The organism is Campylobacter felis, assembly GCF_030250085.1.
Classification (GTDB): domain Bacteria; phylum Campylobacterota; class Campylobacteria; order Campylobacterales; family Campylobacteraceae; genus Campylobacter_D; species Campylobacter_D upsaliensis.
The window spans coordinates 116828-136473 of record NZ_JANURX010000005.1 but is presented as its reverse complement, the minus strand read 5'-3'; the positions used below and the strand labels follow the sequence as shown (position 1 = coordinate 136473).

Here is a 19646-nt window from a genome sequence, read left to right as displayed (position 1 = left end):
GAAGCCAACTCTAAGATGAATCTTCTCTAAGCTCTCTAGAAGACGACTAGTTTGATAGGCTGGGTGTGTAATAGATGAAAGTCTTTTAGCTGACCAGTACTAATAGAGCGTTTGGCTTATCTTTAAATATTAACTTGTCTTTTTAACCGATACCTGCGAAAACTTCGCTCACATATTATGAGTGTGCTACGCTCAGTTTTAGCTGCGTCTTGGTCAAAATTCTAAGTTGATAAAGCATCACTTCCTTGTTAAGGTTTAAAAAGCCTTAAAAGGGTAAAAAGTTTTATTGAAACTTGCTCTTAGCATTGTTTTTTAAGTGTTTTTAGCGAAAAGCTAAAGATGAGACTTCATTAGGCTTTATTAGCAAGATATGATTTGGTATATTTCATAGCTAGGAATTTATTCTAAATTAAGCTTATCTTTGAAAGTTTAAGATGAGATGGATTTGATTATAAAATAGAATAATTCATAAAACATTTAAATAACAATGTCCGTGATTATACAGATGTGGGAAACGCCTTGTTCCATCCCGAACCAAGAAGCTAAGCACATTGTGGGTGATGATACTACGCCTTACTGGCAGGGGGAAAGTAGCTCATTGCGGACTTGTTAATTCTTTTTTAGATACTTTCATAGCTCTTTTATATCCTAAGAAATGCCTTTTATAAACAAAGCCATAAAATACATAGCCTTTAAATATGGTGTCATAAGCATTTTTTTGAAACCATAAGTTTACTATAACGCCCTTAAAGCTCTATCAAAGAACCGCACTGAAGCTTTTAAAGCATTGCTTAGACTGAAAAGCTTTAAAGCCCCTTTTTACAGGCTATTAAAAGCCCATTTAACTAAGCTCCACGGATAAATAAACGCTGTTATTTTAAGCATTTTTTGTTTAATGCTCCTTAATTAGTTTTAATGAATTTAGAAAACGCAAAATTAAATTTTTTAGTATAGATAAAATAATTTGCAAAATAAAACAACATTAAATGCCGTATAACTCATTTGTTAATTTTTCTAAGTATTGATTTTTAAACGATGAAAATTGATAAATTTGGGACTATTGCTATCTTGCATTTGACTACTTTGCATAATATAAATGAGCTATTGAAAAGCTATTTTTTAAGTCTATCATTTTTATCATAATGCCTTCTTACTGTTGAATTCTTTATGAAAGCTTTAATAAGAACTTAGTTTTTATTGTTTTAAATTTTTTTCAAAGTCTCTTAAAAAACCCTACAAAGTCATATTAAAAATTTTTTGTTTGATTTTTGAAATTTAATTGTTGAAAATTTAGTATCAAAAAGTTGAAATTAAGTTTTTGATGTTTAATTGTTGTGAGGGTTTGATATAAGGGTCTAGTTAAAATTCTCTTTTATAAGGAAAATTAAGAAATCTAAATCAAATTTTTTAGCCTTTAATACTCAAAAATGATATAAAAAAATTAAATGGTTTAGAGGCTCAATTTATTCTTTAAAATACTTATTTTAAATAGGACATAAGCGAATAATTGTCGAAAATAAATTTATCAAACACAAAATATTACAAAAATTCATTTTTATATTCTTTAAACTATTTTAATTATTAAGTTTGTCAATTTTATTTATTGTCTATTTTTCCTTTTATATGTGAAGCAAAATTGGTGGAAGTGTCAAGAAGTCAGCATAAAAAATGCCACGATATATATAATAAAGCTCTTATCTAAATCAAAGTTACCTTTAAAGCCCTAATGTAGAAAAATTCCAAAATCCTCAAAATAAAATACCACCTTTGTTTTGCTTAAAATTCTATATTAAAGCTATTTCCCTTTGCTTATCAAAGCCATTTTAAGTATGAAGTTAAGAGATAAGAGCAATAAAAATTGTTGCACTATAATGACAATATGGAATTTTGTATAAACACCTAAAAGTTTTCTTGGCTTTACATAATTTTGTTATAATTTTTTATATTATTACTGACGGATTTTTTATGAAAAATATTAGAAATTTCTCCATTATAGCACACATTGACCACGGCAAAAGCACTTTGGCGGATAGGATTATTAGCGAGTGTGGGGCGATTAGTGCGAGGCAAATGAGCCATCAAGTAATGGACACTATGGATATAGAAAAAGAGAGAGGTATTACCATTAAAGCGCAGTCTGTAAGGCTTGAATATACTTTAAATAATACGCCTTTTATTCTTAATCTTATCGATACTCCCGGACATGTGGATTTTAGCTATGAAGTGAGTCGTTCTTTGGCGAGTTGTGAGGGGGCTTTGCTAGTTGTCGATGCTTCGCAAGGCGTGGAAGCACAGACCATAGCTAATGTTTATATAGCCTTAGAAAATAATTTAGAAATTATCCCAGTAATTAACAAAATTGACCTTCCTTCAGCAGACATTGAAAAAGTAAGGCACGAAATCGAGCATATTATAGGCATAGATTGTAAAGAAGCTATTTGCGTAAGTGCAAAAACAGGTGAGGGGATTAAGGAGCTGCTTGAGGCTATCATCACAAAAATCCCAGCCCCTAAAACAGACGATATGGCGGCGACTAAGGCTTTAATTTATGATTCTTGGTTTGATAATTATTTGGGTGCTTTGGCTTTAGTGCGAATTTATGAGGGTGGTATTGCTAAAAATGATGAAATTTTGGTGATGAGCACAGATAAAAAACATCTAGTTCAGGATTTATTTTATCCTCATCCCTTAAATCCTAAAAAAACACAAAAATTAGAAAGTGGAGAAGTGGGCGTTGTCGTGCTTGGGCTTAAAAATATCGGCGATTTACAAGTCGGCGATACGATAACTTTAAGCAAAAATAAAGCAAAAGAAGCCATAGGCGGTTTTGAAAAGGCTAAGGCTTTCGTTTTTGCGGGACTTTATCCTATTGAAACGGATAAATTTGAGGATTTAAGAGACGCTTTGGATAAGTTAAAATTAAACGATAGCTCTATAAGCTATGAGCCTGAAACTTCTTTGGCTTTGGGTTTTGGTTTTCGCGTGGGTTTTTTGGGACTTTTACATATGGAAGTGATTAAGGAGCGTTTGGAGCGTGAGTTTAATTTAGAATTAATCGCCACAGCCCCCACTGTAACTTATGAAATTTACCAAACAGATGGAGAGCTTTTAAAAATTCAAAATCCTAGCGAACTTCCTCCTGTTAATAAAATTGAGATGATAAAAGAGCCTTATGTGAGAGCGACTATTATCACACCTAGTGAATTTTTGGGAAATTTAATCACGCTTTTAAATCACAAAAGAGGCTTACAGGTTAAAATGGACTACATTACGCAAGATAGGGTTTTGCTAGAATATGATGTGCCTTTAAATGAAATTGTGATGGATTTTTATGACAAGCTTAAAAGTCTTACTAAAGGTTATGCGAGTTTTGATTATGAGCCTATTGAATATAGACAAGGAGATTTGGTAAGGCTTGATATTAAGGTCGCCGGTGAAAATGTCGATGCTTTAAGCATTATTGTGCCAAATTCTAAGGCTTTGAGTAAGGGTAGGGAACTTGTCAAAGCGATGAAGGAGATAGTGCCAAGACAGCTTTTTGAAGTGGCAATTCAAGCTAGTATAGGTAATAAAATCATAGCGCGTGAAAATGTCAAATCTATGGGCAAAAATGTAACGGCTAAATGTTATGGTGGAGATATAACGCGTAAAAGAAAGCTTTTAGAAAAGCAAAAAGAAGGTAAAAAGCGTATGAAAGCCATAGGTAAGGTGCATTTACCGCAAGAAGCCTTTTTGAGTGTGCTTAAGATCGATTAAGGTAAGCATCTTGTAAAAACAAGATGCTTAAAGCCAAAAGAAATATGCCATTAAAGCGATGATGATAGAGCAAAGAATATTAAGGTAAATTCCTACACGCACCATTTGAGACTGCTTAATGTAGCCCGTGCCAAAGACTATAGCGTTTGGCGGAGTTGCGACAGGTAGCATAAAGGCACAACTTGCTCCTATGCCTATGATGAGTGCTAAACCAAGTGGTAACATTCCCAAAGACTCAGCTACGGAGATGAAAAGTGGCACAAAAAGTGCCGCAACTGCTATATTTGAAGTAAATTCCGTTAAAAAAATTATAAAAAGAGAAATTAAAAGCGCAGTTAAAAATAAATTTGAATCCACAAGAAGGTCAAGAAAATATTGGGATATGATTTGACTCGCACCACTATCTTTTAAAATAATGCTCAATAAAAACCCTGAACCAAAAAGTATTAAAAGCCCCCAGTCAGTGCCTTCTTGCACCTTTCTCCAACTTACTGTTCTAAAAGCACATAATAAGACGATGCCAAGTAGAGATATGAGACTATCAAAATAAGCAATTTCCTCTTCAAGCTTTAACAATTTTGAAATGAAAGGATTGATATAAGAACCGAAAACCCAACAGTTTATTATAAGGATAAAAAGAATTAGGGTAATATATTTTTGTGTATCCATAGGGATTTCTTTTTCGAGATTCATATCGATTTGAAATTTCAAATTTGGTTTAAGGATGATATAAAGAATGAGTATAGCTAAAGGTAAAAGAATGAGAACTACAGGAATTCCATATTTAAGCCATTCGGTAAAAGTAATGTCTAAACTTGTTGCCACTATGGCATTTGGTGGAGTTCCTACGAGTGTGCCTATACCGCCTATATTTGCACTAAAGGCTATGCCTAAAAGCACGAAAACATAGGTATTTTTATTTTCTTCATAATCAAGTTGTGAAAGTATAAAAAAAGCTAAAGATACCATCATTGCCGTTGTGGCGGTATTTGATATCCACATCGATAAAAACGCAGACACAAAAAACATAAAAAAAACAATCAATGCAAAATTTCCTTTTGTTAGTGATAAAATTCTTTGAGATATAATTTTGTCAAGTTCTTGAAAATGCATTGTTGCAGCTAGAGCAAAAGCGCCGAAAAATAAGAAAATGTTCGGATCGGCAAGATTTTTTAGAGCAGTTGCTGTCGGCATTATTCCCAATATAACGGCTAAAATGGGAATTAAAATCGCAGTGATGGCAACATGCAAGGCTTCACTAAGCCACAAGACTGCGATAAACGCTAAAATAGCCAAGCCTTGATTTACTTTTGTTTCAAAAGGTAACAAGGCAAGCAGCGCGATAAATAAAATAATATCACCTACAATAATAAAAGTTTTTGTAGAATTTGACATTACAAGTTCTCCTTTAAAAGTTGTTTTAAGTGAGAAGTATAACATTAAAATGGTGAAATTTTGTTTTAAATCTAACGAAATTTGCAATGAAGCCTTACAAATTTACTCACTCATCTTAACTTAAGGGAGGCTAAGGCGAGGAGATTAGAAAGTAGAGCTATCATCCAAAAACGAACGATGATTTTATTTTCTACCCAGCCGACTTTTTCAAAATGATGATGAATAGGTGCCATTTTAAATACTCTTTTCCCCCAAATTTTAAAGCTTCCCATCTGCAAAATGACAGAAATGGTCTCTAAAACAAAAACAAAACCTATGAGCAAAAGTAAAATTTCATTTTTACTTACTACGGCTAAAAAGCCTATAAAACCGCCAAGAGCAAGACTTCCACTATCTCCCATAAAAATTTGAGCAGGATAGCAGTTATACCACAAAAAACCCATTAAAGCACCGATTAAAGCGGCACAAATGACGACTAACTCACCTAAGCCATTGATTTTCGGCAGAAAGAGATATTCACTATAAATTAAATTCCCGCTTAAATACAAAAACACGCCTAAAGTCGCTAAAGAAAAAATAGAAGGCACTGTGGCAAGTCCGTCTAAGCCGTCCGTTAAATTGACAGCATTTGAGCTTGAGATTAGCACTAAAATCCAAAAGAAAAGAGCGAAAATATACATATTAAAAAGAGGATATTTGTAAAAAGGTATGTAAAAATCAGCACTTAAAATCCCACTAAAATATAAAGGAGCTAGGCATAAAAATGAAGCGAAAATTAAGCCAAACATTTTAGCCTTAGGGCTTAAACCTGAATGATTATTTTTTTTAAGAATTTTACCTAAATCATCAATTACACCGACAAAGCAAAAGCTAATCAAGCATAAAAGTCCCATAAGTGCAAATAAATTATCAAATTTAATGCAAAGCAAACTAGCAAAAATCGCACAAAATACAAAAATAACCCCTCCCATAGTTGGAGTGTGAGATTTAATTTGATGATTTTGCGGAGCGTGTTCGTAAATAGGCTGGGAAGCATTTTTTTTCTTAGCCCAGTTGATAAATTTAGGCATTAAAAATAAACTTAAAATTAAAGCGATGAAAAACGCAAAACCCGCACGGACGCTAATATAAGTAAAGAAAGCATAGGAGCTTAATTCGGAAAAATAATACATTTTAGCCTTTTATTTGCTTTTTAAAAGCTTAATTTTAGTAAAATTTTCCCAAAAATATCCTTATAAAAGGGCAAAAATGAAACAAAAATGCATTTTAATCATAACTGATGGCATAGGATACAATCCAAACGCAAAATTTAACGCATTTAACGCCGCTAAAAAGCCCACTTATGACAAGCTTTTCAAAGAAGTGCCTAATTCACTTTTAAAAACGAGTGGTTTAGCTGTGGGACTTCCTGAAGGGCAAATGGGAAATAGTGAAGTAGGGCATATGTGTATAGGAAGTGGGCGTATTATCTATCAAAATTTAGTCAAAATTAATCAAGCCATAGAAAAAGATATACTTAAAAATAATGCTAATTTAAAAACCTTGTTGCAAAAATGTAAAAGAGTGCATATTATAGGGCTTTATAGCAATGGAGGGGTGCATTCTTTACATACGCATTTTAATGCCTTGCTTTCAATTTGTAAAAATGAGGGTAAGGAGGTTTTCGCACACGCTATTAGCGATGGGCGTGATGTTTCGCCAAAAAGTGGGCTAAATTTCATTAAGGATTTAGAAGAGTTTTGCGATGCTAAGGGGGTGCATTTAGCAAGTTTGGCTGGGCGATTTTACGCTATGGATAGAGATAAACGCTGGGAGCGTGTGGAGGCGTATTATAAGGCACTTTTAGGGGAGGCAAAAAGAGTTAAAAAGATGAGTGCTTATGTGGAGGAAAATTATCAAAAAAATATTTTTGATGAATTTATTGAACCTGTGATAAGTGAGGAATTTGAGGGCTTAAATGAGGAAGATGGCTTAATTTTCATCAATTTTAGAAATGATAGAATGAAGCAATTAGTCGAGCTTTTAAGTGCTGAAAATTTCACGCCTTTAAAGCAAAAAAAGCGTTTTTCAAATCTGCTAACAATGAGTGTTTATGATGATAAATTTAATATCCCCGTGCTATTTGAAAAAGAAGAGCTTAAAAATACCCTTGCAGAAGTCATCTCAAATGCAGGTCTTAGCCAACTTCACACGGCAGAAACGGAAAAATACGCTCATGTAACTTTCTTTTTTAATGGTGGAAAAGAAGATTTGCTAGAAAATGAAACAAGGGTGCTAATCCCAAGTCCTAAGATAAAAACTTACGATGAAAAGCCACAAATGAGTGCCTTTGAGGTATGTGAGGTGGTAAAGGAGGGGATAAAAAAGGGCGAGGATTTCATCGTGGTGAATTTTGCAAATGGCGATATGGTCGGGCATACGGGCGATTTTAATGCGGCTGTGAGTGCTGTGGAGGCTGTGGATAGGTGCTTAGGAGAGATCATAAAGGAGGCAAGAAGGCAAAATTACGCTTTTATCATCACAAGTGATCACGGAAATTGTGAGGCTATGCAAGATGAAAAGGGCAATTCGCTGACAAATCATACAATTTTTGATGTGTTTGTTTTTATCGAAGCACAAATTTGCAAGCAAATCAAATCTAATATGGGCTTAAGCAATGTCGCTTCGAGTGTGCTTAAAATTCTAAACCTTGAAATTCCAAAAGAAATGAACGAGGCTTTATTTTAAGCGTTTATAAATTTAAGGTAAAATTTATCATTTTAAAAAAAGGAAAATTATGCAATTTAGCGGAAAAAATGTTTTAATTACAGGTGCTAGTAAGGGTATAGGTGCTGAAATCGCTAGGGTTTTGGCGAAATTTGGCTTAAAAGTGTGGATTAATTACCGCTCTAAGCCTGAACTTGCCGATGCTTTAAAAGAAGAGATTGAAAAAGAGGGCGGTGTGGCTGCTTTGATTAAATTTGATGCAAGTAAGGAAGAGGATTTTATTAATGCTGTAAAACTCATTGTGGAAAGCGATGGGGAACTTAGCTATTTGGTTAATAATGCTGGCATTACAAATGATAAACTAGCTCTTAGAATGAGCCTTGAGGACTTTAAAGGCGTAGTTGATACAAATTTAAATTCGGCATTTTTAGGCTGTAAGGAGGCATTAAAAGTGATGAGCAAGAAGCGTTTTGGCGCTGTGGTAAATATCGCTTCTATTGTTGGAGAAATGGGAAATGTAGGGCAAGTTAATTATAGTGCGAGTAAGGGCGGTATGATAGCGATGACTAAGTCTTTTGCAAAAGAAGGAGCGAGTAGGAATTTGCGTTTTAACTGCGTAACGCCGGGTTTTATCTTAAGCGATATGACTGAAAATTTAAGCGAAGAAGTGAAAAAAAACTATGAAGAAAATATCCCTCTTAAGCGTTTTGCAAAGCCTTGTGAGGTGGCAAACTGCGTAGCATTTTTGCTAAGTGATTATGCCTCTTATGTTACGGGTGATGTGCTTAAAATTAATGGCGGCTTATATATGTAAGGGATAAAATGCTATTTTTAGATGTGCAAGGGACCTTAATTAGCGATAAAGATAAGTCTTTAATCACTGGAGCGAAAGAGCTTTTAAGCCTTTTAAATCGTAAAAATATCCCCTATGTCATCATCACAAACAACACTAAAGATTTAAATTTTTTAGAAAATTTGCGTCAAAAGGGACTTGAGATAAAAGATGGGGCATATTTAGACCCATTTTGTGTTTTAAACTCTTATCTTAAGCCTTGTAAGGTGGCAGCTTTTGGTGCGCGTGAATTTATAGATAGTCTTGAGAATTTAGGCTTTACACTTGATTTTGAAACGCCTGAAGCCCTTTTGTTGGCGAGTTATGATGATTTTAAATTTAAAGACTTTGCCAAAATGATAGAATTGGCACAAAAGGGCGTAAAATTCATCGCTATGCACGAAACGAGCCTTTATAAAAAAGATGGTTTTTTATATCCAGGCGTAGGAAGCGTGATGGCTATGCTTAAAAACGCCACAAATTTAAGCTATGAAGTCGTAGGAAAGCCAAGCAAAGCCTTTTACGAAGAGGCTTTAAGGCTGATTAATTTGCAAAAAAATGGACTTAAATTTAGCGATATAACTATAATAAGCGATGATTTTAAGGGCGATTTAGTTAAGGCTTATACGCTTAAAATGCGTCCTATTTTGGTTTTAAGTGGGAAAATTAAGAGCCTTGAGGGTTTAGATAGTGAGATTTTAAGCGGGGTTTATGAAAGTGTTTTAGAATTTAAAGAGGAGTTTTTGTGCCAAATTTAGAGGAATTTAGATTAAAAATTGACGCCATTGATGATAAGCTTTTAAAGCTTTTAAATGAAAGAATGAGCTATGTTAAGCGTATAGGGGAGCTTAAGCAAAGCTTAGGCACAGCGATTTATAGACCTGAAAGAGAAAGAGCGATTATAAATCGCTTGAAAAGTAAGAATTTAGGGTTGTTAGACCAAAATGCTATTGAGGCGATTTATGGTGAGATTTTTGCGGTTTCTAGGAATTTGGAATTACCTCAAGCGGTGGCGTATTTTGGACCTGAGGGAACTTACACGCATCAAGCCGCTAGAATGCGTTTTGGTGCGATGAGTCGCTATATCCCGCTAGCGACCATTGAAGATGTTTTTAAAGAGCTTGCGAATAAAGAAGCGAAATTTGGAGTCGTGCCGATAGAAAATAACACTGAAGGTGCTGTTGGTGTAACTCTTGATTGCTTAGGAGCGTATGAGGGACTTAAAATTTTTGGTGAAATTTATATGGATATTCATCATTCTTTTGTAGGAATTAATGAAAATATCAAGGAGGTAGAGAGAATTTACTCTCATCCGCAAGGTTATAATCAGTGCAGAAAATTCCTAGAAAGCCACGACTTAACCTTGGTTGAGTTTATCCCCGCTAAATCGACCGCAAACGCCGCTTATCTAGCCTCACAAGATAAAAAGTCCGCCGCCATTTGTTCTAAAATCGCAGCAAAAATTTATAATGTGCCGCTACTTTTTGATAAAATCGAAGATAATGCAGCAAATAGAACGCGATTTTTGATTTTAAGCGATATGATAACGCCTAAGATGGAGCATTGTAAAACTTCCATTTTAGCACACACCGCACATAAGCCGGGTGGGCTTAGTGCCTTACTTGAAAATTTCAAAAAAGAAAATATTAATCTCACTAAGTTAGAATCGCGTCCTGTGAAAGCAAAGGAATTTCTTCATAGCTTTTACATCGATTTTGAAGGGCATATCGAAGATGAAAATGTCAAAAGAGCCTTAAAGGGCAATGAGGATATTGTTTGGCTTGGTTCTTATTTGAAAGAGAATTAGTATTTTATATATACCCTTACCATTTTAAATTGCTGTATTTATTTGTTTAGTCTCACTTCCTTGCGTTTGATTTTCTTTTCTCTACTCTGTGCGTTAGCTTGAAGCTGGGCGTGCCTATTTTTTATTTCAAGTGGCCAGTTTGCTCCTTGCTCTTGCACATTCCATTCTGGGTGTTCGCTTTCCACACTTAAATAATCCTCCACGCAACACTGCTCTATAAACTTATAAGAAATAGAAACATTTTTGACTTTTTTTAAGCCAAACAACCCTTTGACTTCTTTTTCAAAATTCTCGCAGGTATTTCATATAAAATTCTATTTTTTTACCCTGTAAAATTAGAGAAAATACCACACGCCAAAACTTCTAATGCTTGGACGCCCTTTTACTCCGCCGTCTCTATAAATTTCTAAAGTGCTTTTGATTCCACCTGTTGCCCCACTTCCACCGATTTTTTTAATCTCGCCATCTACTACAATAAGATACACTCTAGCTACATTTTCACTTAATATTTTTTGAGATAGCACCTTGCCATTTTCATCTTTTAAATCTTTTAAGTAATTAAAATTAAGCTTTGTGCTACCGCTTACAAATTCCACATCAGCGATTTTAAATGCCGTTTTGACTTGCTCTATTTTCATTTCACTCCTTTATGTGTGCTCCACATAGAAATTTGATTTTTCTCTAAACTAAAATTACTTATCAAAAGCTCTGCTCCTTTTTGTGCTTTTTCTTGTTTAAAATTATTCATTCCATACTGCAAAGAATATTCACATATATAAAAATCCTTATAAAGCTCGCGTATCAATTCACTATCATCATAGGTAAGCAAAAATTTATGTTTTATGTTTTTGAGATTATCACAAAGTTTTTGATGATTAAAGTTTGTGTGCAAATTCCCTTTTTTACCATAGAGTTTTGATTTTGTAGCAGAGTAATAAGGTGGGTCTAAAAAGATAAAGACATTTTTACCTTGTCTTTTTAAAAGCACTTCATAATCATCATTTGAAAAAGTGAAATTGGCTAGGATTTTATCCATATTTTTAAGTCTTTCAATAGAGCTTTGCGTAAAGCGAGATTCAAAGGCTTTTTGTGAATATCCCCCACTATCAACCACGCCAGAAAAAGCAATGCGATTAAGCACAAAAAAATCCACAGCCCTTTGAAATTCACTTAAATTTTCATTTCTACGATATAAAATACTCTCATAAAGTTCTCTGCCATTTTGAAATCGCTTTTTCATCTTTTGAATTGCATCAATCAAAGCCTGATTTTGTGTTTTTAAAGTTTGCCAAAAGCAAAAAAGTTCATAGTTTAAATCATTGACAAAAAAGTGTTTTGGTATAAAATTTATTTCATCAAATAAAGAATTCCCACTAAAATCATCTTGCATAACTTGCTGAGCTAAGAAAAGCCCTACACTTCCCCCACCAAAAAATGGCTCTCTAAATTCGCTAAAATCTTTTGGGAAAAAATATTTTAAAATTTTAATTGCTCTGCTTTTGCCACCGGGATAGCGAAGTGGGGATTTTAAAAATTTAGCGTTCATTATTTATCCAAATTTCAAAATGATTCTGTTTAGATTCTATATTTAAGGCTTTTAGGGTAACAATTTGAGAATCTGAAAAACCATTGTTTTTAATAAAAGAATCTAAATTTTCACTTGGTAAAATAATACTATCTTGCAAATGATTTGAAGTTAATCTCAAAACAATTTTAAACCTTGCATACCCATCAATTTTTGAAAGATTATTATAAAGCATAAGTTTTAAAAGCCCATCTTTTATGTCATCATTGCTTGGCAAAAGTGTGTTTTTACTGTGTTTGCTTTCACACAAATACAATATATCGCTCCTTAAAAGAACATCATCAACCGTAAAGAAATATTGTCCACCCAAATAGTTTTCTATAACAATTTTTGATTTTTGTCCTATTCCAATGTTTTCCTTAGGTTGCAGAGTCAAACTTTCTCTGTTTTGAGCTTGTTTTGCCTTAACTCTTGAAAACTCCATAAAGGATTCTCTGCTTTGTGAAATTTTTTGAGCGAATTTATTTATATTTTGTGGATTATGAAGTGTTGCGTTGAGCTTTTTGGAAACATTTTCATAAGCATTTTTTGCAAGATTTGCGAGTGTTGAAAGATTTTTATTGTTGAGTTGGTTAAGATTCCAATGGAGTGCGGATTGATGATAATTCGAGAGGAGCTTGAGTTGTTCCAAAATATATTCGTTATTGAAATGCTGATTTGTAATTTTATCAATCTTTTTTAGATGAGGTTGTGCTTCATCATAAAAACCTATAATCACATAAACATTTAAAAGACTCATTAATGAAATTGTATCCCACTGCAAATAATCCATATCACCGTTTATCCCCTCATCTTTAATAAGCGGAATTATCGTTATGATTTTGTTCGCTCCAATATCAAAAGTATCATATATTCTAGCGTAAGGATAAGAGCGAGTGCGTTTAGGGCTGACCCACTTGCTTAGGGCAAATTTTTTATTTTTAAAATTTACAAGAGCTTTGCTTGGCAAATCATTTATGTTCTTAAACTTAAAAGTTTCTAATTTTTCTCGCCAAGTTTTAACATAAGAAAAATTGGTAATTTGTGCTTTTAACACTTTCACTCCTTTATAATCAAAAGTTCGTGGCTTTGTTTGGTGTTGTCTGCATCGCCCCTTTCAATGCGATTTTTACCCATTCTTGTTTCGCCTTGTCCCATTGTATATTGCCATTTTGGTTTTAAGATTTTAAAATCTTTATAAGCTTCCCTGACAAACTCACAATCGTTATAGCTTAAAATAAACTTACCCTTATGATTTTTAAGACAAATTGCTAAAAGCTCGTGATTAAAGCTATTGTGATGAATAGGGAAATTTCGCATAGGATAGATTCCTTTAAACATTTTAGAATCCCCTTCCAAAAAATACGGCGGGTCGCAATAGAAAAAATCAGTGGGATATTTTTCAAATACTGCTTCAAAACTTGCCATTTCTACTTTGAGATTGCGCGTTTTAAAATCTCTAATTTTCTCTAAGGCTTTCAAATAGCGATTTTTGTCTTCATAGATTTTACTCATCCAACCTAAAAATCCGGGTCCATAGCTTAGATTAAAATTAAAGTAATAATCCCTTGCAAGTATGAGAGAATCTAGCTCTATTTTGGGCTTATTGTTGGGATTTTTATGCCTTTCATTCCAAAATAAACTTAACTCGTTTTTGATTTTTGCGTAATTTTCTTTTGTGGGTTCAAGTTTTAAAAGCTCATTATAAAGTGCGTTAGAATCCTTGCATAAAACCTGCCAAAAATTCACTAAAATATCAAATATATCAAAAGCTAAAACTTCAATATCAAGCTCTAAAGCTGCCGCTACTTCCACACTCCCACCGCCAATAAATGGGCTAATAAGTCTTTTTGTATCACTAGGAATCTGTTCTAAAATTAGCCCCACCGCCAAAGATTTACCCCCACCATAACGCAAAGGACTTTTTGTGTAGCGTTTATAGGCGAGATTTTTGCCTTTGAGATGATGTAAAAAAGTTTCTTTTTTCACCGTGTTGAATAATCCTTATCAAATTTATAAATGTAAAAGTTTAGCATTTTAGTTTAAATTTACTTCTCATCTTTAGCGATGAAGAGCTTTTTAAATTTGAAAGAAAAAATTAAACTATAAGTTTATTTGTGTTAAATTTTTATTTATGAAATTTCAAGGAAGAAATGATGCACGGGAAAATAGCGATTTATGTGGATTCTACCGGTAGGGGAACTGTTACAAATTCGGCTAAACTTTTTTTTGAGTTTAATCGCCAAACTTGGAGCGATAAAAGAAGTATGCCAAGCACGGGTATGCTTGTAGAATTTCGCTCTGAGGGTAAGAAAATAACAAGCGTTCGTCCTTCTCGTTACCAAGAATTTAAAGAGGGTGATTTTATCACGGAAAATGATTTTTGGCGAACGGATAGCGATGAGGCATTGGAGGATTTGCAAAATTCAAGACGCAGTGCCTACATCACGGAACTTTATAGAGGAACGGACTATGATACCATAGAGAAAATTCCACTTTCTTTTACCATACCTCAAGCGATTCAAAAGTATTTTGCCTGTGAAATTCTTTCTGTGGAGGCTTTAAAACAAAATGTTGATGATGAAGAGGAAATTCCTTGTGTTTTGGATTATTTTATTTTAAAGCGTTTTTTGAATAAATCTTTAGATACGCTGATTTTTATGGACCACTCAACGGACCAAACGCAGTTTAGTTCTTTAAAAAGCATTATTATGCACTTAGAAAATTCTTATAATGATATGAAAGATAAGCATAAAATGATAAATATAACGAGGATATTTAATGAAACTTTTCTTTCTTTGCAGTGTCATTACCAAGCGCTTATTTCTACCATAGATACAAGGAAAAATCGCGCCCAATCTCTAGAAGCTCAAATGAAAACCTTAAGGCTTGAGATGAATGCAAGAGCCGCTACGATGGACCCTGCTAGAATGCAAGCTAAGCAAGAGCGTTTTGATAAACTTGCCAAAGAGGCGGATTACTACCGCACAAGTTTGAAACGCTTAGAGGCGATTCGCGATGATTTTTATAAGAAAAATTTTAGCATTTTTGAAAACGCTTTTAAGCTTTCAAGAGAAAAGCTTTTTAATAAAATCGTTACAGGATTAAACCTTTGTGCGACCATTATGGATATGAAAATTTGGAAGCTGTCTTTAAAATCATCAGGGGTTAAAAATTCTTATTTTACAAGAAGTAATATAGAAAATTCTTTTTGCTCTTTAGCCTTTGCGGAGCATTATTTAAGCAGGCTTAATAAATCAGCACTTAATCCTTTCGACCAAAAACTTCTAGTTTATATAGAAAAAATCACAAAAGAGCAAAGAAAGAAATTTCTTGTCGTAACTTCTGATTTGGACTTGCTTTGTAAGGTTAAGGTGGAGGTTTTTGCGTTAAATCCTTACTATATCGTTAAATATGCTCCAAAAAAGGTTAATTACCAGTCTTTAATGAGAGATAATAATTTTGACATTGTTTATATTGACGAGGCACATATTTGGGATAGTGCCGCAGATATCATTTTGCAAGGAAAGCATTTTGATAAGACGGGAAAGACGAAATTTAAGTTAATATAAAAATTTTAAGCTAAATAAGACTATAATTTCACTCGCCTGAGTAGTTTGTGCTATTTAAAGTGATCTAACACATTATTACTAGTTGCGAGTGTGCGATTTACTGTGTCTGTGGCGTCGTTTGAGTTTCGAAAGAGGCGAGAAGTTGCAGCCTTTAAAAATTGCCTAGCGACTTTTTTGACTTTTTGGGGTCAATCTTTATAAAACGGCTACTTGGGTTTTAAGGAGAAATAATGAAGATTATGATTTTAGGGGCGGGTGCTAGGGAGTATTCCATAGCTTTAGCCTTGAAAAAAGAGAAAAAAGATTTAGAATTTATTTTTGTTCCTGGAAATGGTGCAAGTGCGAAGCTTGGCAAAAATGTCGATATAAAAGATATGAAAGAACTTGCTCTATACGCTAAAAATGAGAGTGTGGAACTTTGTATCGTTGGAAGTGAAGCTTTTTTAGAGCAGGGCGTTGTCGATGAGTTTTTAAAGCTTAAACTTAGCATTTTTGGACCGACAAAAAATGCGGCTATGCTTGAAAGCTCTAAGGCTTTTATGAAGGAATTCTTACAAAGGCATAAGATTAAAACGGCAAAATTTATCAATACGAGCGATTTAGAAGAAGCAAAAGAATTTATTGACAATTTAACGCCGCCCATAGTTGTGAAAGCGGATGGCTTATGTGCTGGTAAGGGTGTGATTATCGCTAAAAGCAGGGAAGAGGCTATGCAAGTTGCCGCTAAAATGCTTAGTGGAGAGAGCTTTGGAGAGGCTGGGCGTAAAATCGTAGCGGAGGAATTTTTAGATGGCTTTGAATTAAGCATTTTTGCTCTTTGTGATGGGGAGGATTTTGTGCTTTTACCTGCCGCACAAGACCATAAAAAATTGTATGATAATGATGAGGGTCCAAATACAGGTGGTATGGGGGCTTACGCTCCAAGCTCTTTAGCAAGTAAGGGGCTTTTAGAGCGTGTGAAAGATGAGATTATCAAGCCGACACTTAAGGGTATGAAAGAGGAAAATAACGCTTTTTGTGGAGTGCTTTTTGTGGGACTTATGGTCGTTCAAAATGAGCCTTTTGTTTTGGAATTTAATGTGCGTTTTGGCGATCCTGAGTGTGAAGTTTTAATGCCTTTAATCAATAATCCCCTAGAACTTTTTATGGCAGCAAGTCAAAAAAGACTTAAAAATTTTAAGCTTGATTTAAAAGATGAGGTGGCTGTGGGAGTCGTTTGTGCGGGGAAAAATTATCCTTTTAAAGCTTCACCAAAAAGCAAGATAGAAATTTTAAAAATACCTGAAAACTCACATATTTCTTATGCTGGGGTAAGTTTAGAAAAAGATGACTTAATGGCTGATGGGGGAAGAATTTTAGTGTGTGTTGGCACGGGTAAAACGATGCAAGAAGCAAAAAAAAGAGCTTATGGGCTTTGTGAAAATGTAAATTACGAGGGAAAGCATTTTAGAAAAGATATAGGCTATCAGGTGGATTAATGGGCGAAAATTTGCAAGATAAATTAGACAGAGAGGGTTTAAAAGTCGCTAGTTTTTTTAAAAGAGCTTTGGCTTATACTATTGATGAATTTTTGCTTTCTTGTATAGTTTTTGTGATTTTTTTTAATGAATTTCAAAAAATGAGCGACCCACTTGAGGCGGTAAGAATTTTAGGGAATTTTTTTTGGGGTTTGTTTGTGCTTCAATTTAGCTATCACGCTATTTTTACGGCACTTTATGGAGCAAGTTTGGGAAAAATGATATGTAAAATTATTGTGATTGATGAGGGAATTTTAGATAAGCCAAATTGGGGACAAAGCTGCCTTAGAGCTTTAATTAGGCAGTTTAGCGGTATGGCTTTTATGCTTGGTTTTGCGTGGGCTTTGGGGAATAATTTGCGTAAAACTTGGCAGGATTATTTGGCTAGGACTGTGGTTGTTGATGTGGCGTAAGTTTTCTTTTATTTTAACTTCTTCCTTAGTTTTAAATGCTGCACAGGTGGATATTTATGCCATAGAGGCAAAAAAAGAGGGAGATAAACTCATCGCAAATGATGATGTTGTGATATTTTCCGATTTTTATTTCATCACGGCAAATAAAGCGATTTATAATGAAAAAACCTCCGAAGTTGAGCTTTTTGGCGATGTCAATATTTTAAGAGGGCAAAATGAAAGGTCGCATTCAAATTACGCTAAAATAAAACTTGACACAAATGAAGCAAAGTTTGAAAAATTTTTCTTTGCAAATAATCAACTTGAAGTATGGTTTAAAAGCGATAAGAGCTGTTTAGATGATAAGAGTTTTAAGACCACGCTTTCTTCCGTTTCAAGCTGTAATGTGGAAAATCCCGATTGGGAGATTAGATTTAGCGAAGGTAAATTAGATCGAGAAACAAATTTTGTTCATCTTTATAATGCGCGTTTGTATGTTAGAGATGTCCCTGTGTTTTATATGCCTTATTTTGGTTTTAGCACGGATACGCAAAGACGCACGGGACTTTTAGTGCCTAAATTTAGCATAAAGGGTGATGAGGGCTTTTTTTACGAGCAGCCTATTTATTTCACTATGCAGGAAAATTGGGACTTGCAGTTTAATCCTCAAGTAAGAACGGATAGAGGTTATGGACTTTATTCGACTTTGAGATTTATCGATTCTGCTTCTTCTATGGGAGAGTGGAATTTTGGAGCTTTTAGAGAAAATTCGACTTATTTTAAGGAAGAAAATTTAAAAAATCAAACCCATGTGGGTGTTGAGCTTAAATATTTAAGAACGGATTTGATTAAATCTTTGCTTGGAGATAATTTTCAAGAAGGATTGTGGGTTGATGCGACTTATCTTAATGATGTGGATTATTTAAATTTGGGAAGACGCGATTATAAGGATTTAAATTCTTTAATCACCTCAAAAATTAATTATTTTCTCGCCGATGAAAATAATTTTTACGGAGCTTATGGAAAATACTATATTGATACCTCCAAAACACACAATAAGGATACTTTGCAAGAATATCCGTCATTTCAATATCATCGTTTTTTAAATTCTTTATTTGATGAGAGGATACGCTATTCTTTTGATGCGAGTTTTAATAATTATTATAGACGCGTAGGACCTTACGCAAATAATGTCAATGTAAGCCTACCTTTATCTTACCACAATGCCTTTTTTGACGATTTCTTACATTTTGCTTTTACAGAAAGGCTAGATGCCTCTTTTGTCAATTACAGCCACGACCCACAAAAAAAACACGAGCATTTTTATAGGGCTACACACGAATTTGATTTTTATACCGACCTTTCTAAGGCTTATAATAGCTTTTTTCACACTTTAAATTTGGGGGTTAGTTATATTTTGCCTGGGAGTAAATCGGGCGGCATTAGTGAGGATTATTTAAATTTAGAGAAAATCGATGAAAAATTAAGTCCTTATTTGGTGCAATATTTTTACAATGAAAATGGAGAAAAAAAGCTTAAAAATCGCATCGAGGTGAGCTATTTAAGCAGACGCGATGAATTTGAAGAGAGTAAAAATCTCATCACTTATTATTATAATGAAAATATTAGTTTTAATAATGAAGCAACCTATTCTCATCTTGATACGCGTTTTAGTAATGTTTTAAGTCAAATTGAATTAGGCTTAAATCCTGAATTAAACTGGGAATTTTCCCACGCTTATCAAAATGATGAGTATGGAAAATACAGCTTCATAGGAACAAGGGCAAATTATTATCTTAACGCAAATTATAATTTTTTTAGTGGAATTTGGCTCGATACTCAAAGAGCACACGCGAATATGTGGGAGCTAGGTTATACTTATCAGCGTAAGTGTTGGAATTATTCTTTGATGTATAGAGAAAGGATAGATCCAAAGCTTACAAGTGCTGGTATTAGTGCTAGAAATCAAAGCGGATTTTATCTTGTATTTAATTTTTATCCGCTTGGAGGCGTGGGTTATGATTTTGCCTTGCAAGAAAATGAAAACAAAATTTAAGGAAAAAGCGTGTTTAATTTATTTAAAAATTTTAAAAAATTACTATCAA

Annotated in this window: 14 protein-coding genes, 2 rRNA genes and 1 pseudogene; 11 read left to right on the top strand and 6 right to left on the bottom strand. The window is 33.9% G+C overall.

Annotated features, from left to right (window positions below; genetic code table 11):
• The 3 genes from NYG92_RS04495 to lepA form a co-directional block, all read left to right on the top strand.
• A 23S ribosomal RNA gene (locus NYG92_RS04495) occupies positions 1-124 on the top strand; the annotation flags it as partial.
• A 365-nt stretch (positions 125-489) separates the two neighbouring features.
• Positions 490-607: ribosomal RNA gene (gene rrf / locus NYG92_RS04490) — 5S ribosomal RNA — on the top strand.
• Positions 608-1965: 1358 nt separating this feature from the next.
• Positions 1966-3756: a translation elongation factor 4 gene (lepA, locus tag NYG92_RS04485; protein WP_289233650.1), complete on the top strand. Its 1791-nt coding sequence runs from the start codon at positions 1966-1968 to the stop codon at positions 3754-3756.
• Between the two features lie 27 nt (positions 3757-3783).
• Here the strand turns inward: lepA and NYG92_RS04480 are convergent, their stop codons facing one another.
• On the bottom strand, positions 3784-5151 hold the full coding sequence (locus tag NYG92_RS04480; RefSeq protein ID WP_349252767.1) for an SLC13 family permease: 1368 nt from the start codon (positions 5149-5151) through the stop codon (positions 3784-3786).
• A gap of 110 nt (positions 5152-5261) precedes the next feature.
• Positions 5262-6323, bottom strand: coding sequence for a phospho-N-acetylmuramoyl-pentapeptide-transferase (gene mraY / locus NYG92_RS04475; RefSeq protein ID WP_270976801.1), 1062 nt, complete (start codon positions 6321-6323; stop codon positions 5262-5264).
• 76 nt (positions 6324-6399) lie between these two features.
• On the opposite strand from mraY, the gene gpmI reads away from it, so the two are divergent.
• From gpmI to pheA, 4 genes are read left to right on the top strand one after another with little or no spacing between them, the layout of a single operon-like run.
• A complete protein-coding gene (gpmI, locus tag NYG92_RS04470) occupies positions 6400-7878 on the top strand; it encodes a 2,3-bisphosphoglycerate-independent phosphoglycerate mutase (protein ID WP_289233648.1) in 1479 nt (492 codons plus the stop codon).
• 49 nt (positions 7879-7927) lie between these two features.
• Positions 7928-8671, top strand: coding sequence for a 3-oxoacyl-ACP reductase FabG (fabG, locus tag NYG92_RS04465; protein WP_289233647.1), 744 nt, complete (start codon positions 7928-7930; stop codon positions 8669-8671).
• 8 nt (positions 8672-8679) lie between these two features.
• A complete protein-coding gene (locus tag NYG92_RS04460; RefSeq protein WP_289233646.1) occupies positions 8680-9447 on the top strand; it encodes an HAD-IIA family hydrolase in 768 nt (255 codons plus the stop codon).
• Positions 9435-10496: a prephenate dehydratase gene (gene pheA / locus NYG92_RS04455; protein ID WP_270976795.1), complete on the top strand. Its 1062-nt coding sequence runs from the start codon at positions 9435-9437 to the stop codon at positions 10494-10496. Before NYG92_RS04460 ends, pheA begins: the two co-directional genes overlap by 13 nt.
• A 38-nt stretch (positions 10497-10534) precedes the next feature.
• Here the strand turns inward: pheA and NYG92_RS04450 are convergent.
• The 4 genes and pseudogenes from NYG92_RS04450 to NYG92_RS04435 form a co-directional block, all read right to left on the bottom strand.
• Positions 10535-11134: pseudogene (locus tag NYG92_RS04450) on the bottom strand (GIY-YIG nuclease family protein).
• Positions 11131-12042, bottom strand: a complete 912-nt coding sequence (locus NYG92_RS04445; RefSeq protein ID WP_289233645.1) for a DNA adenine methylase — start codon at positions 12040-12042, stop codon at positions 11131-11133. Before NYG92_RS04445 ends, NYG92_RS04450 begins: the two are co-directional and overlap by 4 nt.
• The gene (locus NYG92_RS04440) at positions 12032-13117 is read right to left on the bottom strand and encodes a hypothetical protein (protein ID WP_270976792.1); all 1086 of its coding nucleotides are present in this window, start codon (positions 13115-13117) and stop codon (positions 12032-12034) included. Before NYG92_RS04440 ends, NYG92_RS04445 begins: the two co-directional genes overlap by 11 nt.
• Positions 13118-13119: 2 nt before the next feature.
• Positions 13120-14049: a DNA adenine methylase gene (locus NYG92_RS04435; RefSeq protein ID WP_289233644.1), complete on the bottom strand. Its 930-nt coding sequence runs from the start codon at positions 14047-14049 to the stop codon at positions 13120-13122.
• A 167-nt stretch (positions 14050-14216) separates the two neighbouring features.
• Between NYG92_RS04435 and NYG92_RS04430 the strand changes: the two genes are divergently transcribed.
• The 4 genes from NYG92_RS04430 to NYG92_RS04415 all read left to right on the top strand — a co-directional run bounded on the left by NYG92_RS04430 (position 14217) and on the right by NYG92_RS04415 (position 19597).
• Positions 14217-15632 (top strand): hypothetical protein, encoded by a 1416-nt coding sequence (locus NYG92_RS04430; RefSeq protein ID WP_147734352.1) that lies wholly within the window; start codon positions 14217-14219, stop codon positions 15630-15632.
• A 230-nt stretch (positions 15633-15862) separates the two neighbouring features.
• On the top strand, positions 15863-17110 hold the full coding sequence (gene purD / locus NYG92_RS04425; RefSeq protein ID WP_289233643.1) for a phosphoribosylamine--glycine ligase: 1248 nt from the start codon (positions 15863-15865) through the stop codon (positions 17108-17110).
• Positions 17110-17562 carry an RDD family protein gene (locus NYG92_RS04420; RefSeq protein ID WP_289233642.1) on the top strand — a complete coding sequence of 151 codons (453 nt, stop codon included), beginning with the start codon at positions 17110-17112 and terminating at the stop codon, positions 17560-17562. The genes purD and NYG92_RS04420 overlap by 1 nt, the downstream gene beginning before the upstream one ends.
• Entirely contained in the window at positions 17552-19597 is a 2046-nt protein-coding gene (locus NYG92_RS04415) for an LPS-assembly protein LptD (protein WP_289233641.1), read from the top strand. The genes NYG92_RS04420 and NYG92_RS04415 overlap by 11 nt, the downstream gene beginning before the upstream one ends.
• The last annotated feature ends 49 nt before the right edge of the window (positions 19598-19646 follow it).